Origin of the sequence: Exiguobacterium sp. UBA3491 (assembly GCF_002377745.1) — a bacterium.
Lineage (GTDB): Bacteria > Bacillota > Bacilli > Exiguobacteriales > Exiguobacteriaceae > Exiguobacterium_A.
Map to the genome: position 1 here is coordinate 39,625 of NZ_DFQK01000017.1, position 17,062 is coordinate 56,686.

At 49.2% G+C, this 17,062-nt stretch carries 16 protein-coding genes and 1 riboswitch; of the genes, 7 read left to right on the forward strand and 9 right to left on the reverse strand.

What is annotated here, in order from left to right:
• Positions 1 to 59: 59 nt before the first annotated feature.
• The 5 genes from B4F99_RS05995 to tnpB form a co-directional block, all read right to left on the reverse strand.
• Complete coding sequence (locus B4F99_RS05995; protein ID WP_290755967.1) at positions 60 to 233, reverse strand: hypothetical protein; 174 nt, start codon at positions 231 to 233, stop codon at positions 60 to 62.
• Between the two features lie 27 nt (positions 234 to 260).
• Positions 261 to 413: a hypothetical protein gene (locus B4F99_RS06000; RefSeq protein WP_214861077.1), complete on the reverse strand. Its 153-nt coding sequence runs from the start codon at positions 411 to 413 to the stop codon at positions 261 to 263.
• A gap of 158 nt (positions 414 to 571) precedes the next feature.
• Positions 572 to 811 (reverse strand): hypothetical protein, encoded by a 240-nt coding sequence (locus tag B4F99_RS06005; RefSeq protein ID WP_290755969.1) that lies wholly within the window; start codon positions 809 to 811, stop codon positions 572 to 574.
• 15 nt (positions 812 to 826) lie between these two features.
• Positions 827 to 1,447, reverse strand: coding sequence for an HNH endonuclease family protein (locus B4F99_RS06010; RefSeq protein ID WP_029343013.1), 621 nt, complete (start codon positions 1,445 to 1,447; stop codon positions 827 to 829).
• Between the two features lie 216 nt (positions 1,448 to 1,663).
• On the reverse strand, positions 1,664 to 2,836 hold the full coding sequence (gene tnpB / locus B4F99_RS06015) for an IS200/IS605 family element RNA-guided endonuclease TnpB (RefSeq protein ID WP_290755970.1): 1,173 nt from the start codon (positions 2,834 to 2,836) through the stop codon (positions 1,664 to 1,666).
• Positions 2,837 to 3,042: 206 nt separating this feature from the next.
• On the opposite strand from tnpB, the gene B4F99_RS06020 reads away from it, so the two are divergent.
• The 4 genes from B4F99_RS06020 to B4F99_RS06035 all read left to right on the forward strand — a co-directional run bounded on the left by B4F99_RS06020 (position 3,043) and on the right by B4F99_RS06035 (position 8,804).
• Positions 3,043 to 4,230, forward strand: a complete 1,188-nt coding sequence (locus tag B4F99_RS06020; protein ID WP_290755971.1) for a DUF4317 domain-containing protein — start codon at positions 3,043 to 3,045, stop codon at positions 4,228 to 4,230.
• Between the two features lie 175 nt (positions 4,231 to 4,405).
• A complete protein-coding gene (locus tag B4F99_RS06025) occupies positions 4,406 to 5,485 on the forward strand; it encodes an alpha/beta hydrolase (RefSeq protein WP_290755972.1) in 1,080 nt (359 codons plus the stop codon).
• Positions 5,486 to 5,518: 33 nt separating this feature from the next.
• A complete protein-coding gene (locus B4F99_RS06030) occupies positions 5,519 to 8,260 on the forward strand; it encodes a glycoside hydrolase family 3 protein (protein WP_290755974.1) in 2,742 nt (913 codons plus the stop codon).
• A gap of 31 nt (positions 8,261 to 8,291) precedes the next feature.
• Positions 8,292 to 8,804, forward strand: a complete 513-nt coding sequence (locus tag B4F99_RS06035) for an SF0329 family protein (RefSeq protein WP_290755976.1) — start codon at positions 8,292 to 8,294, stop codon at positions 8,802 to 8,804.
• 45 nt (positions 8,805 to 8,849) lie between these two features.
• Here B4F99_RS06035 and B4F99_RS06040 read toward each other — a convergent pair whose 3' ends face one another.
• Together B4F99_RS06040 and B4F99_RS06045 are read right to left on the reverse strand one after the other, a co-directional pair.
• A complete protein-coding gene (locus B4F99_RS06040; RefSeq protein WP_290755978.1) occupies positions 8,850 to 9,845 on the reverse strand; it encodes a tRNA dihydrouridine synthase in 996 nt (331 codons plus the stop codon).
• 107 nt (positions 9,846 to 9,952) lie between these two features.
• Positions 9,953 to 11,560 carry an FMN-binding glutamate synthase family protein gene (locus B4F99_RS06045; protein WP_290755980.1) on the reverse strand — a complete coding sequence of 536 codons (1,608 nt, stop codon included), beginning with the start codon at positions 11,558 to 11,560 and terminating at the stop codon, positions 9,953 to 9,955.
• A 153-nt stretch (positions 11,561 to 11,713) separates the two neighbouring features.
• On the opposite strand from B4F99_RS06045, the gene B4F99_RS06050 reads away from it, so the two are divergent.
• Together B4F99_RS06050 and B4F99_RS06055 are read left to right on the forward strand one after the other, a co-directional pair.
• Positions 11,714 to 12,208, forward strand: coding sequence for an LURP-one-related/scramblase family protein (locus B4F99_RS06050; protein ID WP_290755982.1), 495 nt, complete (start codon positions 11,714 to 11,716; stop codon positions 12,206 to 12,208).
• 18 nt (positions 12,209 to 12,226) lie between these two features.
• Positions 12,227 to 12,748: an NUDIX hydrolase gene (locus B4F99_RS06055; RefSeq protein ID WP_290755984.1), complete on the forward strand. Its 522-nt coding sequence runs from the start codon at positions 12,227 to 12,229 to the stop codon at positions 12,746 to 12,748.
• 213 nt (positions 12,749 to 12,961) lie between these two features.
• On the opposite strand, the gene B4F99_RS06060 is transcribed toward B4F99_RS06055, so the two are convergent.
• The gene (locus B4F99_RS06060; protein ID WP_290755986.1) at positions 12,962 to 13,501 is read right to left on the reverse strand and encodes a histidine phosphatase family protein; all 540 of its coding nucleotides are present in this window, start codon (positions 13,499 to 13,501) and stop codon (positions 12,962 to 12,964) included.
• 209 nt (positions 13,502 to 13,710) lie between these two features.
• Positions 13,711 to 13,788: riboswitch (glycine riboswitch) on the forward strand.
• 160 nt (positions 13,789 to 13,948) lie between these two features.
• Between B4F99_RS06060 and B4F99_RS06065 the strand changes: the two genes are divergently transcribed.
• Positions 13,949 to 15,316, forward strand: a complete 1,368-nt coding sequence (locus B4F99_RS06065) for an amino acid permease (RefSeq protein ID WP_290755988.1) — start codon at positions 13,949 to 13,951, stop codon at positions 15,314 to 15,316.
• Between the two features lie 40 nt (positions 15,317 to 15,356).
• Here the strand turns inward: B4F99_RS06065 and B4F99_RS06070 are convergent, their stop codons facing one another.
• Positions 15,357 to 16,886, reverse strand: coding sequence for a cryptochrome/photolyase family protein (locus tag B4F99_RS06070; protein WP_290755990.1), 1,530 nt, complete (start codon positions 16,884 to 16,886; stop codon positions 15,357 to 15,359).
• Between the last annotated feature and the right edge of the window lie 176 nt (positions 16,887 to 17,062).

Genomic DNA, 17,062 nt, shown 5'->3' on the forward strand with positions numbered 1-17,062 from the left:
AGTAGACTTTTTGATTGATGAATCTGCTCTCGTGATAGTGGCGTCCAATCTGATTGATCTTATGAATTAGTGAAAGAGACAATAATCGATTGGTCCGCTTGAATCAACAGTACAAGATCGTTGTCTTGTAAACGCGATGGATTGACGTGGGCTAGGATCGGGTCGGCAGACTTAGCGATAAAACCGCCAATAGTACGGTGCGACTGTTGTTCCTTGATGAATTGTTGAATCATAGTTATCCCCCTGACTGGATATATAGATTACTCCGACTTTTCTTTTGTGATGAGACCGATACCGCAACCAAACAACATGATGATGCCCGTAACGAGTAACGCAGGCACGTGACTTTCTAGTGCCATATAGAGACCTGCACCACTTAAGATGACGCCGGTTGGAATCAAAATATTCCGCATGAGTTATGCCTCCTTAAAACGGATAATGACTCTGCTCTCACTATACCGAATGGAACGTCAGATAAAAACGTATGCTTTTGTAAATAATGACAATCTGATTTTGAATATGCATAATGAAAACAGACGCCGTCCATTAATTTGGACAGCGTCTGTTTTCATTATGTTCGTTCTAGTACATTGACGAGCATCTGATGGATGACGTCATGATCCCGGACATCGTGAACATGATAACTACCGGGTAACGTATAGACGTCTATCGCCCCAACGTAAGCAATCTTTAGTTCCAACGTCCCGTCTTCCTGACAGGTCGTCCGGAGTTCGAGTTCACCGCTGATGACACCAACTTCTTGCGTCATAACACCATGTGTGGCAGTAAAGGTAGAGGTTTTCGTTTCCATCGAATCGACTCCTTTTTAGTATGTACATGTGTTCAACATCGTTTGTAAGGCTGTTTTTTCACTCGACTGTAAGCTGAGGTTCCAGCGGCTCTTCGTATTGATCCACATCTTCGAGTAGGCACAACTCGCGCCTGCCCGTGTCGGCTTCCATGTCGACGGATCCTGATCCCCTTTTGAACGGTTCGAGCTCGCAGAGACAGCAATCAATTGTGGACCTGTCAAATCGTTTGCGAACGCTTGACGTGTCGTCGTCGTCCAACTGCTTGCTCCTGAGCGCCATGCTTCAGCAAGCGGAACGACATGATCGATGTCGAGGTCAGACGGGTTCGTGAATGTCAGTCCGTCATAGTAACTATACCAAGAACCGGATGTGACGGGGCACGATCCGACATATGAATCGGCGTCACGTTTTAAGACGACTTGTCGTGTATCACAGCCGCCTCCTTGACTGCTCCAGTGCGGGAACAAATCACGCGAATAACCGGTCATGCTGCCTTCTGTTTTAACCGTTAAGGCATCGAGTTGAGACTGGGCCGTCGCTTTCGACGAGATGCCCGATGGTAATGCGGAAACAGACGTCGTATCGAATTGGAAAGCGGTCAGGCAGACGAGCGTAGTGATGACGATGGACTTGATGGCTTTGAACACATGTCATTCCTCCTATGTATGAGACGAGATGATGTGAAGACACCCTTCACAATTTTTAGTATGCCATCACTTATTTAGGAGAAAATGAATATCGTGTAAATGTTATCAAAATTAAACTTTTGTCATTATTTGAACTACCTCCACCTACGCTTTCCTTAGAGATAGAGGATTCCTGAGTGATCCGACCTAACGGTCGAAACCTGATCAGGCTAACCCCGTCGTCCTGACGGTTGAAGAAGCTAAGATGCGTTCTGCTTCTTTTTTGAGATTCAGTCCTGCATTCACATCACGGTCGTGGTGGATTCCGCAATTCGGACATGTCCATTCACGCAAGCCAAGATATTTCACGTCTTTGTGTTGATGACCGCAACCGGAGCACAGTTGGCTAGAAGCGAAAGTCTTCCCAACCTTCACGATGGTCTTCCCGTACCATCCTGCCTTGTACTCCAGCATGAGGAAAAACGTTGACCAACTGACCTCGGAGATGGACTTGCTCAACCTGCGGTTCTTCTGCATGTTTTTCACCTGCAAGGTCTCGATGCCGATGACGTCGTGGTTTTTGACGATCTCGGTGGATACCTTGTGCAGGAAGTCGGTTCGCTTGTTTGCGATTTTTTCGTGGATGCGTGCGACCTTTCGTTTCTGCTTTTGGTAGTTCCTCGCCTCGGACAGCTTAACTTTCTTAGCCAAGGCCATGCGCTGACGTCGAGAGAGCTTGCGTTGCTCGCGTGCCAGCTTTTTCTCAAGCGTTTGGAAGTAACGGTCGTTTTGGTAGACCATGCCGTCCGACAGGATGGCGAAGTGCTTCAACCCGACATCGACGCCGATGGATGAACCCGTCTTCGGCAGTTCGTGGATTTCTTGCTCGACGAGCAGGGAGACAAAGTATTTCCCTGAAGCGTTTCGTCGGATCGTGGCGTTCAAGATTCGTCCTACTACCTGCCTCGAGTTGGCAAAACGCACCCACTTCAGCCTAGGGAGTTTAAGCATATTGCCTAAAATCGAGACTTCCGGAAGTTGAGACTTACCTTGGATGTTCGTCTTATAGGATTGGACAGGGTTTCGCTTCGATTTGAATCGAGGCCGTTTGTTCTGCTTCTTGAAGAAGCGGTCATACGCATCGATCAGGTGTTTGACACTCGATTGAAGCGAATGACTATCGACTTCTTTCAGCCAGTCGAACTCTTGCTTCAGCACCGGGATTTCTTTTGAACAAGAACAGTAAGACAGTCCTTTGCCTGTCCCTTTATACGTTTCATCCCACTTCGCTAAGAAGTGGTTGAAGACGAAGCGCGAACAACCAATGGTCTTCGCAATCAGGATTTCCTGCTCTTTTGTCGGGTATATCCTGAATTTGTATGCCTTATGCTTCAACATGATTTTCACCTCCTATGAAGAGTTTATACCCGAAATGGAAGGGGACGATTCACCTCTCACTTTCACTTAATTTAGATAGAAGGGTCTGATGTTAGAATTTAAGGTGTTCTAAAGCCAATCAAATCCTTCGAAAAGATGTCGGGTCATCTCGCATATGGTACGCTTTTCAGGAAGCAGGATTTTAATGATTCGAGGAGCTGGTATGCATGAATAAAAAAGACATCGCCGACATCCGTCGTCACTTCAAGATGGATGCCGATTTACTAAAAATCCATGAAATCTACAACGTCTATATCCGAAAAGAGACGAGCGAAATCTATCATGAGGAAGCCCGACCGTTTCCATTGCTTGATCCGGAACAACAGGAGCTGTTCCTTGCGAACTTCAAGAAGGTATTAGGTGGAAAACTCGACGTCAAGCTGTTCGAGGTCAAGTTCACGCATCCGGAAGAAGGGGAGACGGGTCATACGCAACAGTTGCTCTACGAAGGACTGTATGCGGAAGAGCCGGAGGACTGGGTCGAGCAGATGCAGACGATGGCGTTGAAGATGGTCCAGGACGTCCAGTACGAGAATGATCTCGTCGTCACGTTCATTCGCGGTCAATACTATAAAACGACGAAGCGCCAAGCGGACGAGACAGAGATCGATCCAAATGACGACGTCTATACGACGCCGTTCATCCTCGGTAGCCTTAACTTAACGGAGCTACCAAAACAATCACTCGTCTTTGATTTCGTTGAACGCGAATTCAAGTCGAACTTGTTCATCAATCCGGTCATCAAACTGGCGTCGCCGATCAGTGGATTCCTCTTCCCGACCTTCACCGACAATGCGGCAGACGTCAATCATGTCTTGTATGCGGCAGGTAAGCCGAATAAACCGGATTTCGGCTTCCTTGAAAATGTCTTGAACGGTCAACCGATCGTCACAGCAGATGAGGATAAAGCGATCTTCGAGGAAATCGTCAAATCAGTCGTCGGTGAATCGATGGATACGAAGACGTTAGCCGGTGTCTATGAAAACATCAACCAGTTGATCGTCGTCGAAGAGGATCAAGATGAGGAAGAAGTACCGATGCTCGACGTCCAAGAAGTCGAGCGTGTGCTCAAGGCAAGTGGTGTCGAAGACGTCAGCACGGAACAGGTCGAACGGGCGTTCAAGACGGTCGTTGACGATCCGACATACGAGATGAAAGCGAGTAACATCGTCCCGAACTATGAAGCGAAATCGATTAAAATCAATACGAAGGTCGCGAACATCGCGATCAGTCCGCAAGACTTGAAGTACGTCAAACAAGTCAACTATCAAGGGAAACGCTGCTTGTTGATCGAGGTCGAGGAAGACACGGTCATCGATGGCTTTACGATCGTTTCACAAGAACAATTACGATGAGGATCAGCGCAGGCGACTGCGCTGATTTTTTTAGGTGAAACATTTGCTTCTCCTGCCAAAGACAGGTATATTGTGATTTAAGCGGTCTCTTTTTTAAAAAGTGGCATTCGAAATTTTTTTAATGGTTATCGAAAGCGCTTTCGATAACTGTTTGAACAGAAAGGAAGCGATCCATTTGTCTACCGCATCGATGCAAGATTTGCTACGAACGTTACGAAATCGTTCATCCATCCATCAAGACGGACTTGAAATCGTCGATAAGCCAATTCCTGACATCTCAACTCCGGGAACACTCGATCCGCGTGTCCGTGAGGTCGTTCTCACGCAGCGTCCATCGGTCTCGATTCCAGAAGGGGCGTCGCCAGTCGAACTGGCACGTGCCGGCATGGGGTGGGACAACGAAGACGTGTCGACACGGCAGATTTCAACGGACGTCCTCGCGATCCCAAGACCCGGTACCACGATCGAAGCACGGCTGTATCGTCCGGAAGCGGCGCGTCCGCTCCCGCTCGTCGTCTATTTCCATGGCGGTGGTTTTTTCGGTGGCACGCTCGAGACGGTCGAGAACCCCTGTAAGGCATTAGCCGATAAAGGGAACGTCGCCGTCTTGTCGGTCGGTTATCGATTGGCGCCAGAGCATTCGTTTCCGACAGGACTTGAGGATTGTCATGCATCGATCGATTGGGCAGTCGAACACGCTGATCGACTTGGGATTGATCCACATGCGATCGCTGTCGCCGGCGATAGTGCCGGTGGGAACTTGGCGACGGTCTGTTGTTTGCTCGACCGGGAGCGTCCGACGCCGTATATAAGCTATCAAGTCTTATATTATCCAGTCGTCAATGTTGGAGAACATCCGAATTCGGAATATGACTGGACGCTAGAAGCATATGACCGACAAACGGAACCGGAGCTACTCGAACGGATCATTCTCTCGCTTCAAGATGAAGAGGGTGTCCTCGAGCAATGGTACGTTCAAGCGAGTGACTCGAAGGATCAACGGATTTCACCGTTGTTCGCGACGCTCGATGATTTACCAGAGGCACTCGTCATTACGGGAGAGTTTGATTACTTACGTCTCGAAGGAGAAGCGTACGCGAAAAAGCTCGCGCGCGCTGGCGTTAAGACCCGTTATCTCCACTACCGCGGGATGGAGCATGCCTTTCTTGATAAACTCGGTCTGTATCCGCAAGCCGAAGATAGCTTAGACGAAATCGCGAAGGACTTAAAACGACTCTTTTCTCAAACTAACTAACAAAGGTGGATGACGTATGACATACACGCTTGATTGGCAGCCTATACCAAACTCGCACGACAAACCGTCGCGGAAGGAACGGTCCTCTTAGAAAATGATGGGGTACTCCCGTTGCAACCCGCATCGACGGTCGCAGTCTTTGGACGTAATCAGTTCAATTACTATAAAAGTGGCACAGGATCAGGCGGGATGGTCAACGTCACGAACCTCGTCAGTCCACTCGACATGTTGCGCGAAGACGTGACACTGAATACGGACGTCCTCAAGGCGTATGAAACATGGCTTGAAGACCATCCGTTTGACCAAGGTGAAGGCTGGGCAGCCGAGCCATGGTCGCAAGAAGAGATGCCGCTTGACGCGACGCTCGTTCAGCAAGCAGCGCTTGATTCCGATGTTGCCTTGATCATGATCGGTCGCACGGCTGGGGAAGATCGCGACAACACAGCGGATCCAGGGAGTTACTTCTTGACAGAGACGGAACAGGAGATGCTCCGTCTCGTGACGACACACTTCAAACAAACTGTCGTCGTCTTGAACGTCGGGAACATCATCGATATGCGCTGGGTCGAAGAGACGGCGCCAAGTGCTATTCTCTACACGTGGCAAGGAGGAATGGAAGGCGGAACCGGGCTGAGTGATCTCTTGCTCGGGCACGTCTCGCCGTCCGGAAAACTACCGGATACGATCGTTCATTCACTCGATGATTATCCGTCAACACCACATTTCGGTCATGCCGATCGCGCGTTGTATCAAGAAGACATTTATGTCGGGTACCGTTACTTCGAGACGTTCGCACCGGAAGCGGTCTTGTATCCGTTCGGGTACGGATTATCGTATACGTCGTTCGACCTGACGACAGACATGACGACGTCAGCAGATGCCTGGACGGTTACAGCGACAGTGACGAATACCGGGGAGACGAGCGGGAAGGAGGTCGTACAAGGATATCTTGAGAAACCACAAGGACAACTCGGGAACCCGACGCGTCAACTCGTTACGTTCGGCAAGACAAAAGAACTCGCACCAGGCGAGCAAGAATCTCTCACACTCGTCGTACCGTTCACCTCATTTGCGAGTTATGACGATAGTGGCGTCACCGGGAATAAGTCGTCTTATGTCGTCGAACCTGGCACGTATCAGCTCTATCTCGGAACGGACGTCCGGTCGGCGGTTCCAGTCGCAAGCCATTCTGTCGAGACGCTTGACGTCACGGACGTCTTAACGGAGAACATGGCACCGGTGACGGCGTTTGAACGTATCAAACCACAAGCGACCGAAACAGGATATACGGTAACGTATGAAGCGACACCACTGCGGACGATTGATCCGGAACAGCGCCGTCAACAGGAACGTCCCGTTGACCGGACGCAGACGGAAGATGCTGGTTGGAAGTTACGCGACGTCAAAGAAGAGCGTGTTACGCTCGAGACGTTCCTCGATCAATTGACGAATGCGGATCTCGCGGCAATCGTCCGGGGAGAAGGGATGAACTCACCGCGTGTCACACCAGGAACAGCGGGCGCCTTCGGTGGCGTGACGACAGAACTCGAAGCACTCGGTATTCCGGCAGGCTGCTGCGCGGATGGTCCGTCTGGAATCCGGATGGATATCGGGACAAAAGCCTTCTCGTTACCGAACGGAACGTTGCTTGCCTCGACGTTCAACACAACGTTGATCGCCGATCTATTTGAGATGACAGGTCTTGAGTTACGGAAAAACGAGATTGATACGTTGCTTGGACCCGGGATGAACCTCCACCGTCATCCACTCAACGGACGGAACTTCGAGTATTTCTCGGAAGATTCGTATCTGACTGGAAAAATGGCCGTGGCGCAGCTTGACGGGATGCACCGGGTTGGTGTGACGGGAACGTTGAAGCACTTCAGTGCCAACAACCAAGAATTCCACCGGCATGATCTGGATTCAATCGTATCAGAACGGGCGTTGCGTGAGTTGTACCTGAAAGGGTTCGAGATGGCCGTCAAAGACGGGAAAGCCTACTCGATCATGACGACGTATGGTGCCGTCAATGGCATCTGGACTGCCGGCTTGTACGATCAGAACACACGCATCTTGCGCGATGAGTGGGGCTTTGACGGGATCGTCATGACTGATTGGTGGGCGAAAATCAACGCCGAAGGTTTGGAAGCAAACCGTCAACAAACGGCGACGATGGTCCGTTCGCAAAACGATCTCTACATGGTCGTCGGCGAACCAGGAACGAATCCGTTCGAGGATGATACGTTGACGGCTCTCGCTGATGGGACACTTCGACGTTCCGAGTTATTGCGGAGTGCCGCGAACATCTGTCAGTTCTTACTCCGGTCACCGGTCATGGATCGCGTGATGGGAACAGCGACATCGATTGATGTCCTCGGGGCACCGGTCGAAGAAGAGACGCTCGAAGAGCAAGCGGTCTCGCACCAACGCCTCGTCAGTGGAAATGCCTTCCCGTTAACGGACGTCACGACGACGACAGGCAGCAGTCATGTCTTCGCTGTCACGGCGGAAGAGACAGGGATGTATCAGGTCACGTTGACGGCACGTTCGAATGCTGGTGAACTGGCGCAGATGCCGGTGACACTATTTTCGAACAACATGCCGGTCGCAACCTTCACCTTCAACGGAACGAACGGTGAGTGGGTCTGTCAGACGAAGGACGTCTTCGTCTTCAACCCACACAACTATCTGAAACTCTACTTTGCACTCGGTGGTCTGGAGTTAAAAGAGTTGACTTTCACGCTTGCGGAATCGTTTCATATGAAGAACGGCTAATCACATTAGCCGGACGGAAAGGACGGATCGCTTGCAGTTTTCCATCATCAAAAAACGGGTCGAGCAACTGCTCGTCCCATCGTTACAAGGACGAATTGCTTTTCATGCAGCTGTCTACCGGATTCAAGACAGTCCTAGTCGTGTCTGGGTGACGTTTGACGGAGAAGAGATTCTCGGAGCAGACGACTTTAACTTCGAACGGGAAGTCGATCGGCGCTACGCGTTACAAGCTGCACAGTTACCGGAAAAACCAGCCGGATCGCTATGGCAGTCCGACTGGTTGAAGCAGTCGCATGCGTTATCGGCAGAGATCGAACGACAGGTTAAACAAGACGGATATCTAGCGAACTATGAGATGCAGCAAGATTTGTTACAGTACCCGAACCTTGCGTTTGAACAAGCGCTCGTTCACCCACATCCTTTCATCCGTGGTATCGCGCGGCTCGATCGACGACTCGGGAAACGACGTTTCTTATTACTGACACATGCTTCAGAATTTGAACAATGGTGTGCAGATACGCGGCAAACCGTCGAACGCTGGTGACACGAAAAAGCACGCTTCCTCAAGTCGAGGAGGCGTGCTTTGTTGTTAGATTGAAAACGAGTTGACCTCGTGAATGCCTTCTTCTTCAACGAAGGCGTCGAGTAAGGCACGCACTTCGTCCGTTGAGTTCGTCTCCATCAATTTGACCCGCAGTTCACTCGCACCGCGGAATCCGCGGACGTAAATCTTGAAGAACCGGCGTAATGGTTTGAAGAGACGGGGCTCGAATTGAGCCGAGTAATGATCGTGCAGATCGAGCTGCAGACGTAACAAATCGAGGAGTTCTTGGCTCGAATGTTCTTTTTTCTCGACTTCGAATGCAAACGGATTGTGGAAGATCCCGCGACCGATCATGACGCCGTCGACACCGTATTTCTCGACGAGTTCAAGCCCGTGTTGGCGATCATTGATATCCCCGTTGATCGTCAGTAACGTCTGTGGTGAGATCTCATCGCGTAACTTCTTGATTTCCGGAATCAATTCGAAGTGCGCTGGAACGGCGCTCATCTCTTTACGTGTCCGGAGGTGAATCGAGAGGTTCGCGATATCTTGCTCGAGGATGTGGCGCAACCAATCGTGCCACTCTTCGACCTTCGTATAGCCGAGACGCGTTTTGACGCTGACTGGGAGACCGCCTGCTTTTGCAGCTTGGATCAGTTCAGCTGCAACTTCCGGACGATTGATCAAACCGGAGCCTTTGCCGTTCACGGCCACATTATGGACGGGACAGCCCATGTTGATGTCGATTCCGCTAAAGCCCATCTCTGCCATGCCGATGCTCATTTCGCGAAAATATTCCGGTTTGTCGCCCCAGATGTGAGCGACCATTGGTTGTTCATCCTCCGTGAACTCGAGACGTCCGCGGACGCTCTGTTTGCCTTTCGGATGACAATAGCTTTCTGTATTCGTAAATTCCGTGAAGAAGACGTCCGGACGCGCCGCTTTTGCGACGACGTGGCGGAAGACGACGTCGGTGACGTCTTCCATCGGTGCTAAGACGAAAAATGGTCGTGGTAGGTCCTGCCAAAAGTTCTTTTTCATAGTATATTAAACCCTTTCCTTAAGGTAATGCACATGTGTGGTTAAAGAATTTCATCAACTATACACTTTAAGCGCTCTGGCTAAAAAGTGCAAGTGAGTGCTATTCGTTACCGTGAGGAAAGAGAGCGATCCATCATATGCCGTGACATCCAGTCCGGACCCGGAATCAGGTGTCCGGCTTCGTCCTTATAGATGACGTGTTCTGGGCGAAGTTCCGTCGGTGAGACGAGTCCTGCTGCCGCCGTCAGATTGTAGAGTCCTTCTCGTAACGAGATGATGTAGTTCGTCACGCGGAAACTTTTTTCGTCGACGATCAGCGCCTTCTGCAGTTTCGGATCAGTCGTCGCGACGCCGACTGGACAGTGATTCGTATGACAGACTTGGGCTTGAATACAGCCGACATTAAACATTAAACCACGCGCGATGTTGACGAAGTCAGCGCCGAGGGCGAGAGCGATCGCAATCTTATCAGCACTGATCAGCTTACCAGATGCGAACACTTTGACCTTGTCGCGTAAACCGGCTTCTGTCAAAAGTTGATGGACGAACGGTAATGCGGAAAAGAGTGGTAGGCCGGCAGCATCCGCAAGTTCTTGGAACGTCGCGCCTGTCCCTCCTTCGCCCCCGTCGACCGTCATGAAGTCTGGATGACGACCGGATTCTTTCATATAAGCAATCAACTGACGCATGTCTTCAAGATTACCGACGACGACTTTGATCCCGACTGGTTTTCCGCCAATCTCACGTAGACGTTCGACCCAGTCGAGCATCGTCTCTGGTGTCGTGAATTCATTAAACCGGTTCGGACTATCGATGCCGACACCGACTTTGACCTTCCGGACAGCGGCAATCTCTTCTGTGACCTTTGCGCCTTCTAAATGTCCGCCGCGCGTTTTAGCCCCTTGGGCAAGCTTTAGTTCGAAGGCTTTGACTTGCGGTAACTCACTTTTTTTCTGGAATTCGTCGAACGAAAAATCACCGTCCTCCGTCCGGACACCGAACAGACCGGGACCAATCTGACAGATGATGTCGACGTCACCTTTGAGATGAAAATCGGACAAACCACCTTCACCGGTATTCATCCAGCTTCCTTTAGCGCGACCAAGTCCGATCGAGAGAGCGGTAATGGCCCGGTCACCGAGTGCACCAAAACTCATTGCCGATTGACCGATCAGTCCTTGGATTTGATAAGGCTGACGACATGTCTTCGCCCCGATGATCGGTGCATCCTCCATTTTCAAGAGATAGGGTGAGATTTGCTTGGCAACAAGATGTTCTTTCCGCGTAAACAGTTCATCGCGATCAATTTGATAAATGTGCGTATCGACACGTTCTGATTGATCGATCCGTAATTCCTGTCGATTCGTTGGAAAGAGGGCGTTTTGTACATAAAAACCAGCTTCTTCAAAATTACGTTCCGAGCCAAAACCAAGAATCCGACTTTGGTATTTGCCAGAAAGGACAGCTGTCTTGTATTCATTGCGGGAGAAGGGTTTGCCTTCGTTATTGTTGAGAAATAAGTATTGGCGGAGTTCCGGTCCCATGTTTTCGAGGATATAGCGCGTCTTTCCGAGAACGGGGAAGTTGCGCAGAACCGCATGTTCTTGCTGGCGACGATCGGCGCGCCAGACGTGCCAAAAGAGGATGGGTGGGACAAGGATGATCAACAGGGCGATGGCGAGTAAAATGAAGAGCACAATCGTATCGATAGACATCAAAATTCCTTCTTTCCCGTAGATTCGTGTTATGTAACTTGATACCACTGAAGCTTCTGTTACAAACTGCACCAACTGACTATTTCCAGATTTTGAATCTTTTCTGTCAGTAATGTCGTAAATAAGACTATACATTAAAAGGAGGAGACCGGTATGCATACACTTTATATGAAACAAAAAGCCTTCAGTTTGCGTGGACGATTTGCGATTCAGGACGAAGAGGGAAACGATGCGTATCACATTGAGGGGAGTTTTATGAAATTACCGAAGACCTTCACCGTAACGAATCAAAACGGAGAAGTCGTCGCTGAAATCGAGAAAAAAACGTTCAGTTTTCGTCCGGTCTTTTATGTCGAAGCAGCGGGACAATCGTTTGAAATCATCAAAGAGTTCACGTTCTTCAAAGACCGCTATACAATTAACTCGGATCAGTTCGAAGTCACAGGCGACTGGTGGGATGTCGATTTTGAAGTCCTGCAACAGGGACAACGGATTGGTCGCGTGCAGAAAAAGTGGATTTCTTGGACCGATCAGTACATGATCGAAGTCGAAGATGAAGCGATGGAAGAATTATTGATCGCCCTCGTCGTCGCGATTGATTGCGTCAAAGCGGAGGAAAGCTCGAATAACTCGTCTTTCATCAATTAAAAAGGGGAATGATGCAAGATGGAACAGTGGGATGTATACACAGCAGATCGCAAGAAAACAGGACGGCTCTGGACACGGGGAACGCCACATACAGCCGGCGATTATCATATGACGATTCACGTCTGTGTCTTTAACGCCAAGGGAGAGATGCTCGTCCAACAACGGCAACCGTTCAAATCTGGTTGGTCGAACATGTGGGATTTGACGGTCGGGGGCAGTGCGATCAGCGGGGATACGAGTCAGATGGCAGCGCAACGGGAACTGTCGGAAGAGCTTGGACTTGATATTGATTTCACGGGTGTCCGCCCCCATCTGACGATTCCATTTGAAATCGGTTTTGATGATTATTATCTCGTCGAACGGGAAGTGGATCTGACGACTTTGACACTGCAGGAAGAAGAAGTTCAGCGTGTCGCTTGGATGACAGAAGAAGCGATTGTCAACGGGATCGAAGAAGGATGGTTCATCGGTTATCATGAATCATTAATTCGACTGTTATTTGTCCTTCGCCATAGCTATGGTGCTCATAATGAAGTATAAAGACAGCCCTTCCGGTGATCCGGAAGGGCTTGTTGATTGATTAAGTAGATTTTCGAAGTTCCGCTTCATACATGAATCAAAAACCACTTAATTTTGTTATCAATTCGTTTAATATAAAGCCGTTTCGAAGGGAAGTAAAATAGGTAGTTCTTATGCTTTTTATAAATAAAAAAATAGATTCTATCGGTTCATATGCCTAAGATAAATAGAATTTCAAAAGGCTACTAAGTGTTCTATAATTGTTTGTTTTTGAATACGTGTCACCTTAAAAATATCCGGATTTTTGAGCTGTAAGCTTTCTTCGAATCCAAATGTTGGATCGATCGAATGCAAATATAAAGACAACAAATTCCCGTGTGTCATGAGAATGGATCCATCATGCTGTTGCAACGTTTCATCGACGACACGCGTGATGCGCTCAGTTGCTATTCGGCTAGATTCACCACCAGGACACGTATAGTTTGGATCGATGAACGTTTGTCGGAGGTGATCCTGCCAATTGTCAAGTGGAACAGCACTCAACTGTCGTTCTTTCAAAGCATCCTCCTGTGTAATGGGAAGTTTCAGGGCAGTCGCAAGTGGTTGAATCGAATCGAGCGCACGGCGATACGGACTCGAAATAAGATGCGTGATCGGAAGCTCAAGTAACTGTGTGGACAGTCTTCGTGCCTGTTCTTTTCCACGAGGTGTTAATAGGGCATCAGGTTCCTGACCGGTCGTTTCACAGTGGCGAATCAAGTAAATCGTCGACATGAATGTTTCATCCTTTCATGATCAAGTGGTGCTGTATGATTTCTGGAAAATATGGTAAAGTCCTTTTCATAGATTGAAAAATGATTTTGAAAAAGGCGTTGACAAATGCTGTTAAGATTACTAGAATTAGAAACAATTCATCGATGCAGCGACGCATCGGATAATCAAATAAAGAGAAAGCTATGATTGTCATGGGTCACACTATGGCAGGAGCAGCTTCTGGAGAGACCGTGTCGACACGGCGCCGAAGGGTTCACAATCTCAGGCAAACGGACAGAAGAGTAATCACATGCAGCGACGGGCATTCATGGAATGTCGTGGTGGCGTGTATGGGTTATTCCTTTGATTTTGTTGAGATTGGACATTCGTCCAGTCTCTTTTTTTCTTTTTCAGGACCGACAGAACGGTCTGAAGTGTAGAGAAACCATCACAAGGAGGAGTTCAGGTTTGGAACAGCAAGGATTAAAGCGGGATTTATCGAATCGTCATGTACAGTTGATTGCCATTGGTGGAACGATCGGAACAGGGTTGTTTTTAGGATCAGGAAAAGCGATCCAACTCGCCGGACCATCGATCATTTTTGCCTACTTACTCGTCGGGATTGCAATTTTCTTCGTCATGCGCGCACTTGGGGAATTGTTATTGTCAAAAGCGGGTTATCAGTCACTCACGGATATCGCAGAAGCTTATCTCGGACCACGTGCCGCATTCGTGACCGGTTGGACGTACTGGTTCTGTTGGATCATGACAGCGATGGCGGACATTATCGCTGTCGGTCTGTACGTCAAGTATTGGTTTGATATCCCGCAATGGATTCCAGCCGTTCTTGCACTCTTGATTTTACTTGGTTTTAACTTATTGACGGTTAAATTGTTCGGTGAACTCGAGTTTTGGTTCGCCTTGATCAAGGTCGTGACGATCCTTGCCTTGATTGGTGTCGGAATCGTCTTGCTCGCAATCGGTTTTAAAACGGACGCCGGTCCCGTGACCGTGTCGAACCTCTGGTCACATGGCGGATGGATGCCGAACGGGATTTCTGGATTCCTACTATCGTTCCAAATGGTCGTCTTCGCCTATGTCGGCGTCGAGCTCGTTGGGGTATCCGCAGCAGAAACAGCGGATCCGAAAAAGAACATTCCGTCCGCGATCAATAAGATTCCGCTTCGGATCTTATTCTTCTATGTCGGTGCCTTACTCGTCCTCTTGATGATCAACCCATGGACAGGATTAAGTGCGACAGAAAGTCCGTTCGTCAAGACATTTAGTCTGATCGGGATTCCACTCGCAGCAGGAATCATCAACTTCGTCGTACTGACATCAGCTGCTTCTGCGTGTAACAGCGGGATGTTCTCGACGAGTCGGATTCTGTATAACCTGGGAAATCAACAGCAAGCATCGAACAAGTTCTCGAAGTTGAATAAAAACCATGTCCCAGCAAACGCCTTGTTCGTTTCGACGATCGTCGTCTCGGTCGGTGCCTTGCTCAGTAAACTGTTACCAGGACAAGCGTTCAGTATCGTCACGACGATCAGTGCGATCTGCTTCATCTGGGTCTGGGGTGTCATCCTCGTCTGTCATCTCCGGTACAAGAAACAAAATCCGGAATTACATGCGGCGTCGACATTCAAAGCACCATTGACACCACTCGTCAATTACCTCGTGCTCGGATTGTTTGCCGTCATTCTCGTCGTCATGCTGTTTGCTGACGATACACGTCCAGCCTTGTTGCTGACACCGGTCTGGTTCCTCGGACTATTCGGACTGTATCATCTCCGGAAAAAGAAACAACAAGCAGCTGAACAAAAAAGTGCGTAAGCCAAAACAAGCCGGTCGGATCTAATCCGACCGGCTTGTTTCATGGTGTATCGAAAGCACCGTCCTGTAGTTGTTTCCGAAGTGCTTTCGCTTTCTTTCGAATATCGCGTTTGCTGTCGGCATCGCGCTTTCCCCATTGCCGATACATCATCGACATCCGCGGATTGTCAGCAAAGCGCTTTTCGTGCCGGTCGATGAAGTCCCAGTACAAGGCGTTGAACGGACAGGCATCTTCGCCAAGCATGTCCTTTTGATGGAACGGACATCCCTTGCAATAATCACTCATCTTATGGATGTAATTTGCCGAAGCGATGTACGGTTTAGTCGATAACGTTCCCCCGTCGGCATGTAGCGCCATCCCGAGGACGTTCGGTAAGACGACCCAATCGTAGGCATCGATGTACATCTCATTGAACCAATCTGCCGTCTGTTGCGGCGAGATCGCAAACAGATTGGCGAAGTTCCCGAGCACCATCAAGCGCTGGATATGGTGATTATGGGCATGCTCGACGACGGGACGTAACGATTCAGCGACACAGTTCATGTTCGTCTTCCCGGTCCAGAAAAAGTCCGGTAGATCCGCTTCATGCCGCAGCACATTGACGAAAGCGTAATCCGGCATCTCAGCTAGATAGACGGCACGCATGTATTCGCGCCAGCCGAGGATTTGTCGAATGAAACCTTCGACCGCATTGAGTGGAGCATCCTGTTCTTCAAGTGCTGCCTCGACTTGACGAATGACCTCTTCCGGTGTCAGTAAGCCGAGATTGATTGCTGCTGACAAGAGCGAATGCGATAACGTATCTTCACCGGTCAGCATGGCGTCTTGATACGTCCCGAACGTCTCGAGTCGTTCTTCGATGAAACGATGGAGAGCCTGCATCGCTTCCTTTCGCGTAACCGGCCAATGAAAGGAATCAAGTGCTCCTGGATGATCGGAAAAATCACGCTCGACCTTATCGATGACATCCCTTGTGATGTGATCGGGACGAAACTGAATTGGACCCTTAAACGTCGTCCCGGACTTCGCCGGTTTCCGGTTATCAGCGTCAAACGACCACTTTCCACCAATCGGTTTAGAGCCGTTCATGAGAACGTTTCGTTCCTTGCGCAGTTTGCGATAAAACCGATCCATCTTGTATGGCTTGTCGCCAATTGCTTCGACCGCTTCTTCCTGTGTCAGTAAAAACAACGGCACGTCGGAACAAACCTCGACCGTGATTTTCTTCGGTAAAGCGTCTTGCCACTTATGCATCGCCTTGCGCATTGGTTCGTCCGTGATCGCCGTATAGAATACATGATCCGGATCATGATCTTCCCGGTGCGCCTTAAATGCCTGATCGAACGAATCAGCTTCCCGGTAATCGACGGTGAAGCCTTTTTCGCGCAGTTCTTCCGCAAAATGTCGCATCGCTGAGAAGACAAGGACGAGTTTTTGTTTATGGTACGTCTTCCACTTGGAGCGCGAGGTCGCTTCGACCATCAGGATGACGTCGTCTTGTTTGTTTGCTTCCTTCAATAAAGGGAGATCGTGGTTCAATTGATTGCCGAATATCCAGCGTGTCGCCATGAGTGTTCCTCCTTTTACTTTCGTTATATGATTACCGTTTTTCGTCGAAGTCATGCCTGATTGTATGCCGGCTGACGAAAATCTTCTTACCTGAATCGTCGCTTTTACACATTTCTGAATGTAAAAGAAGTTCCTTTCTGTGCAAGCTATGATAGGGTTATAATGGAAAGGTAAGT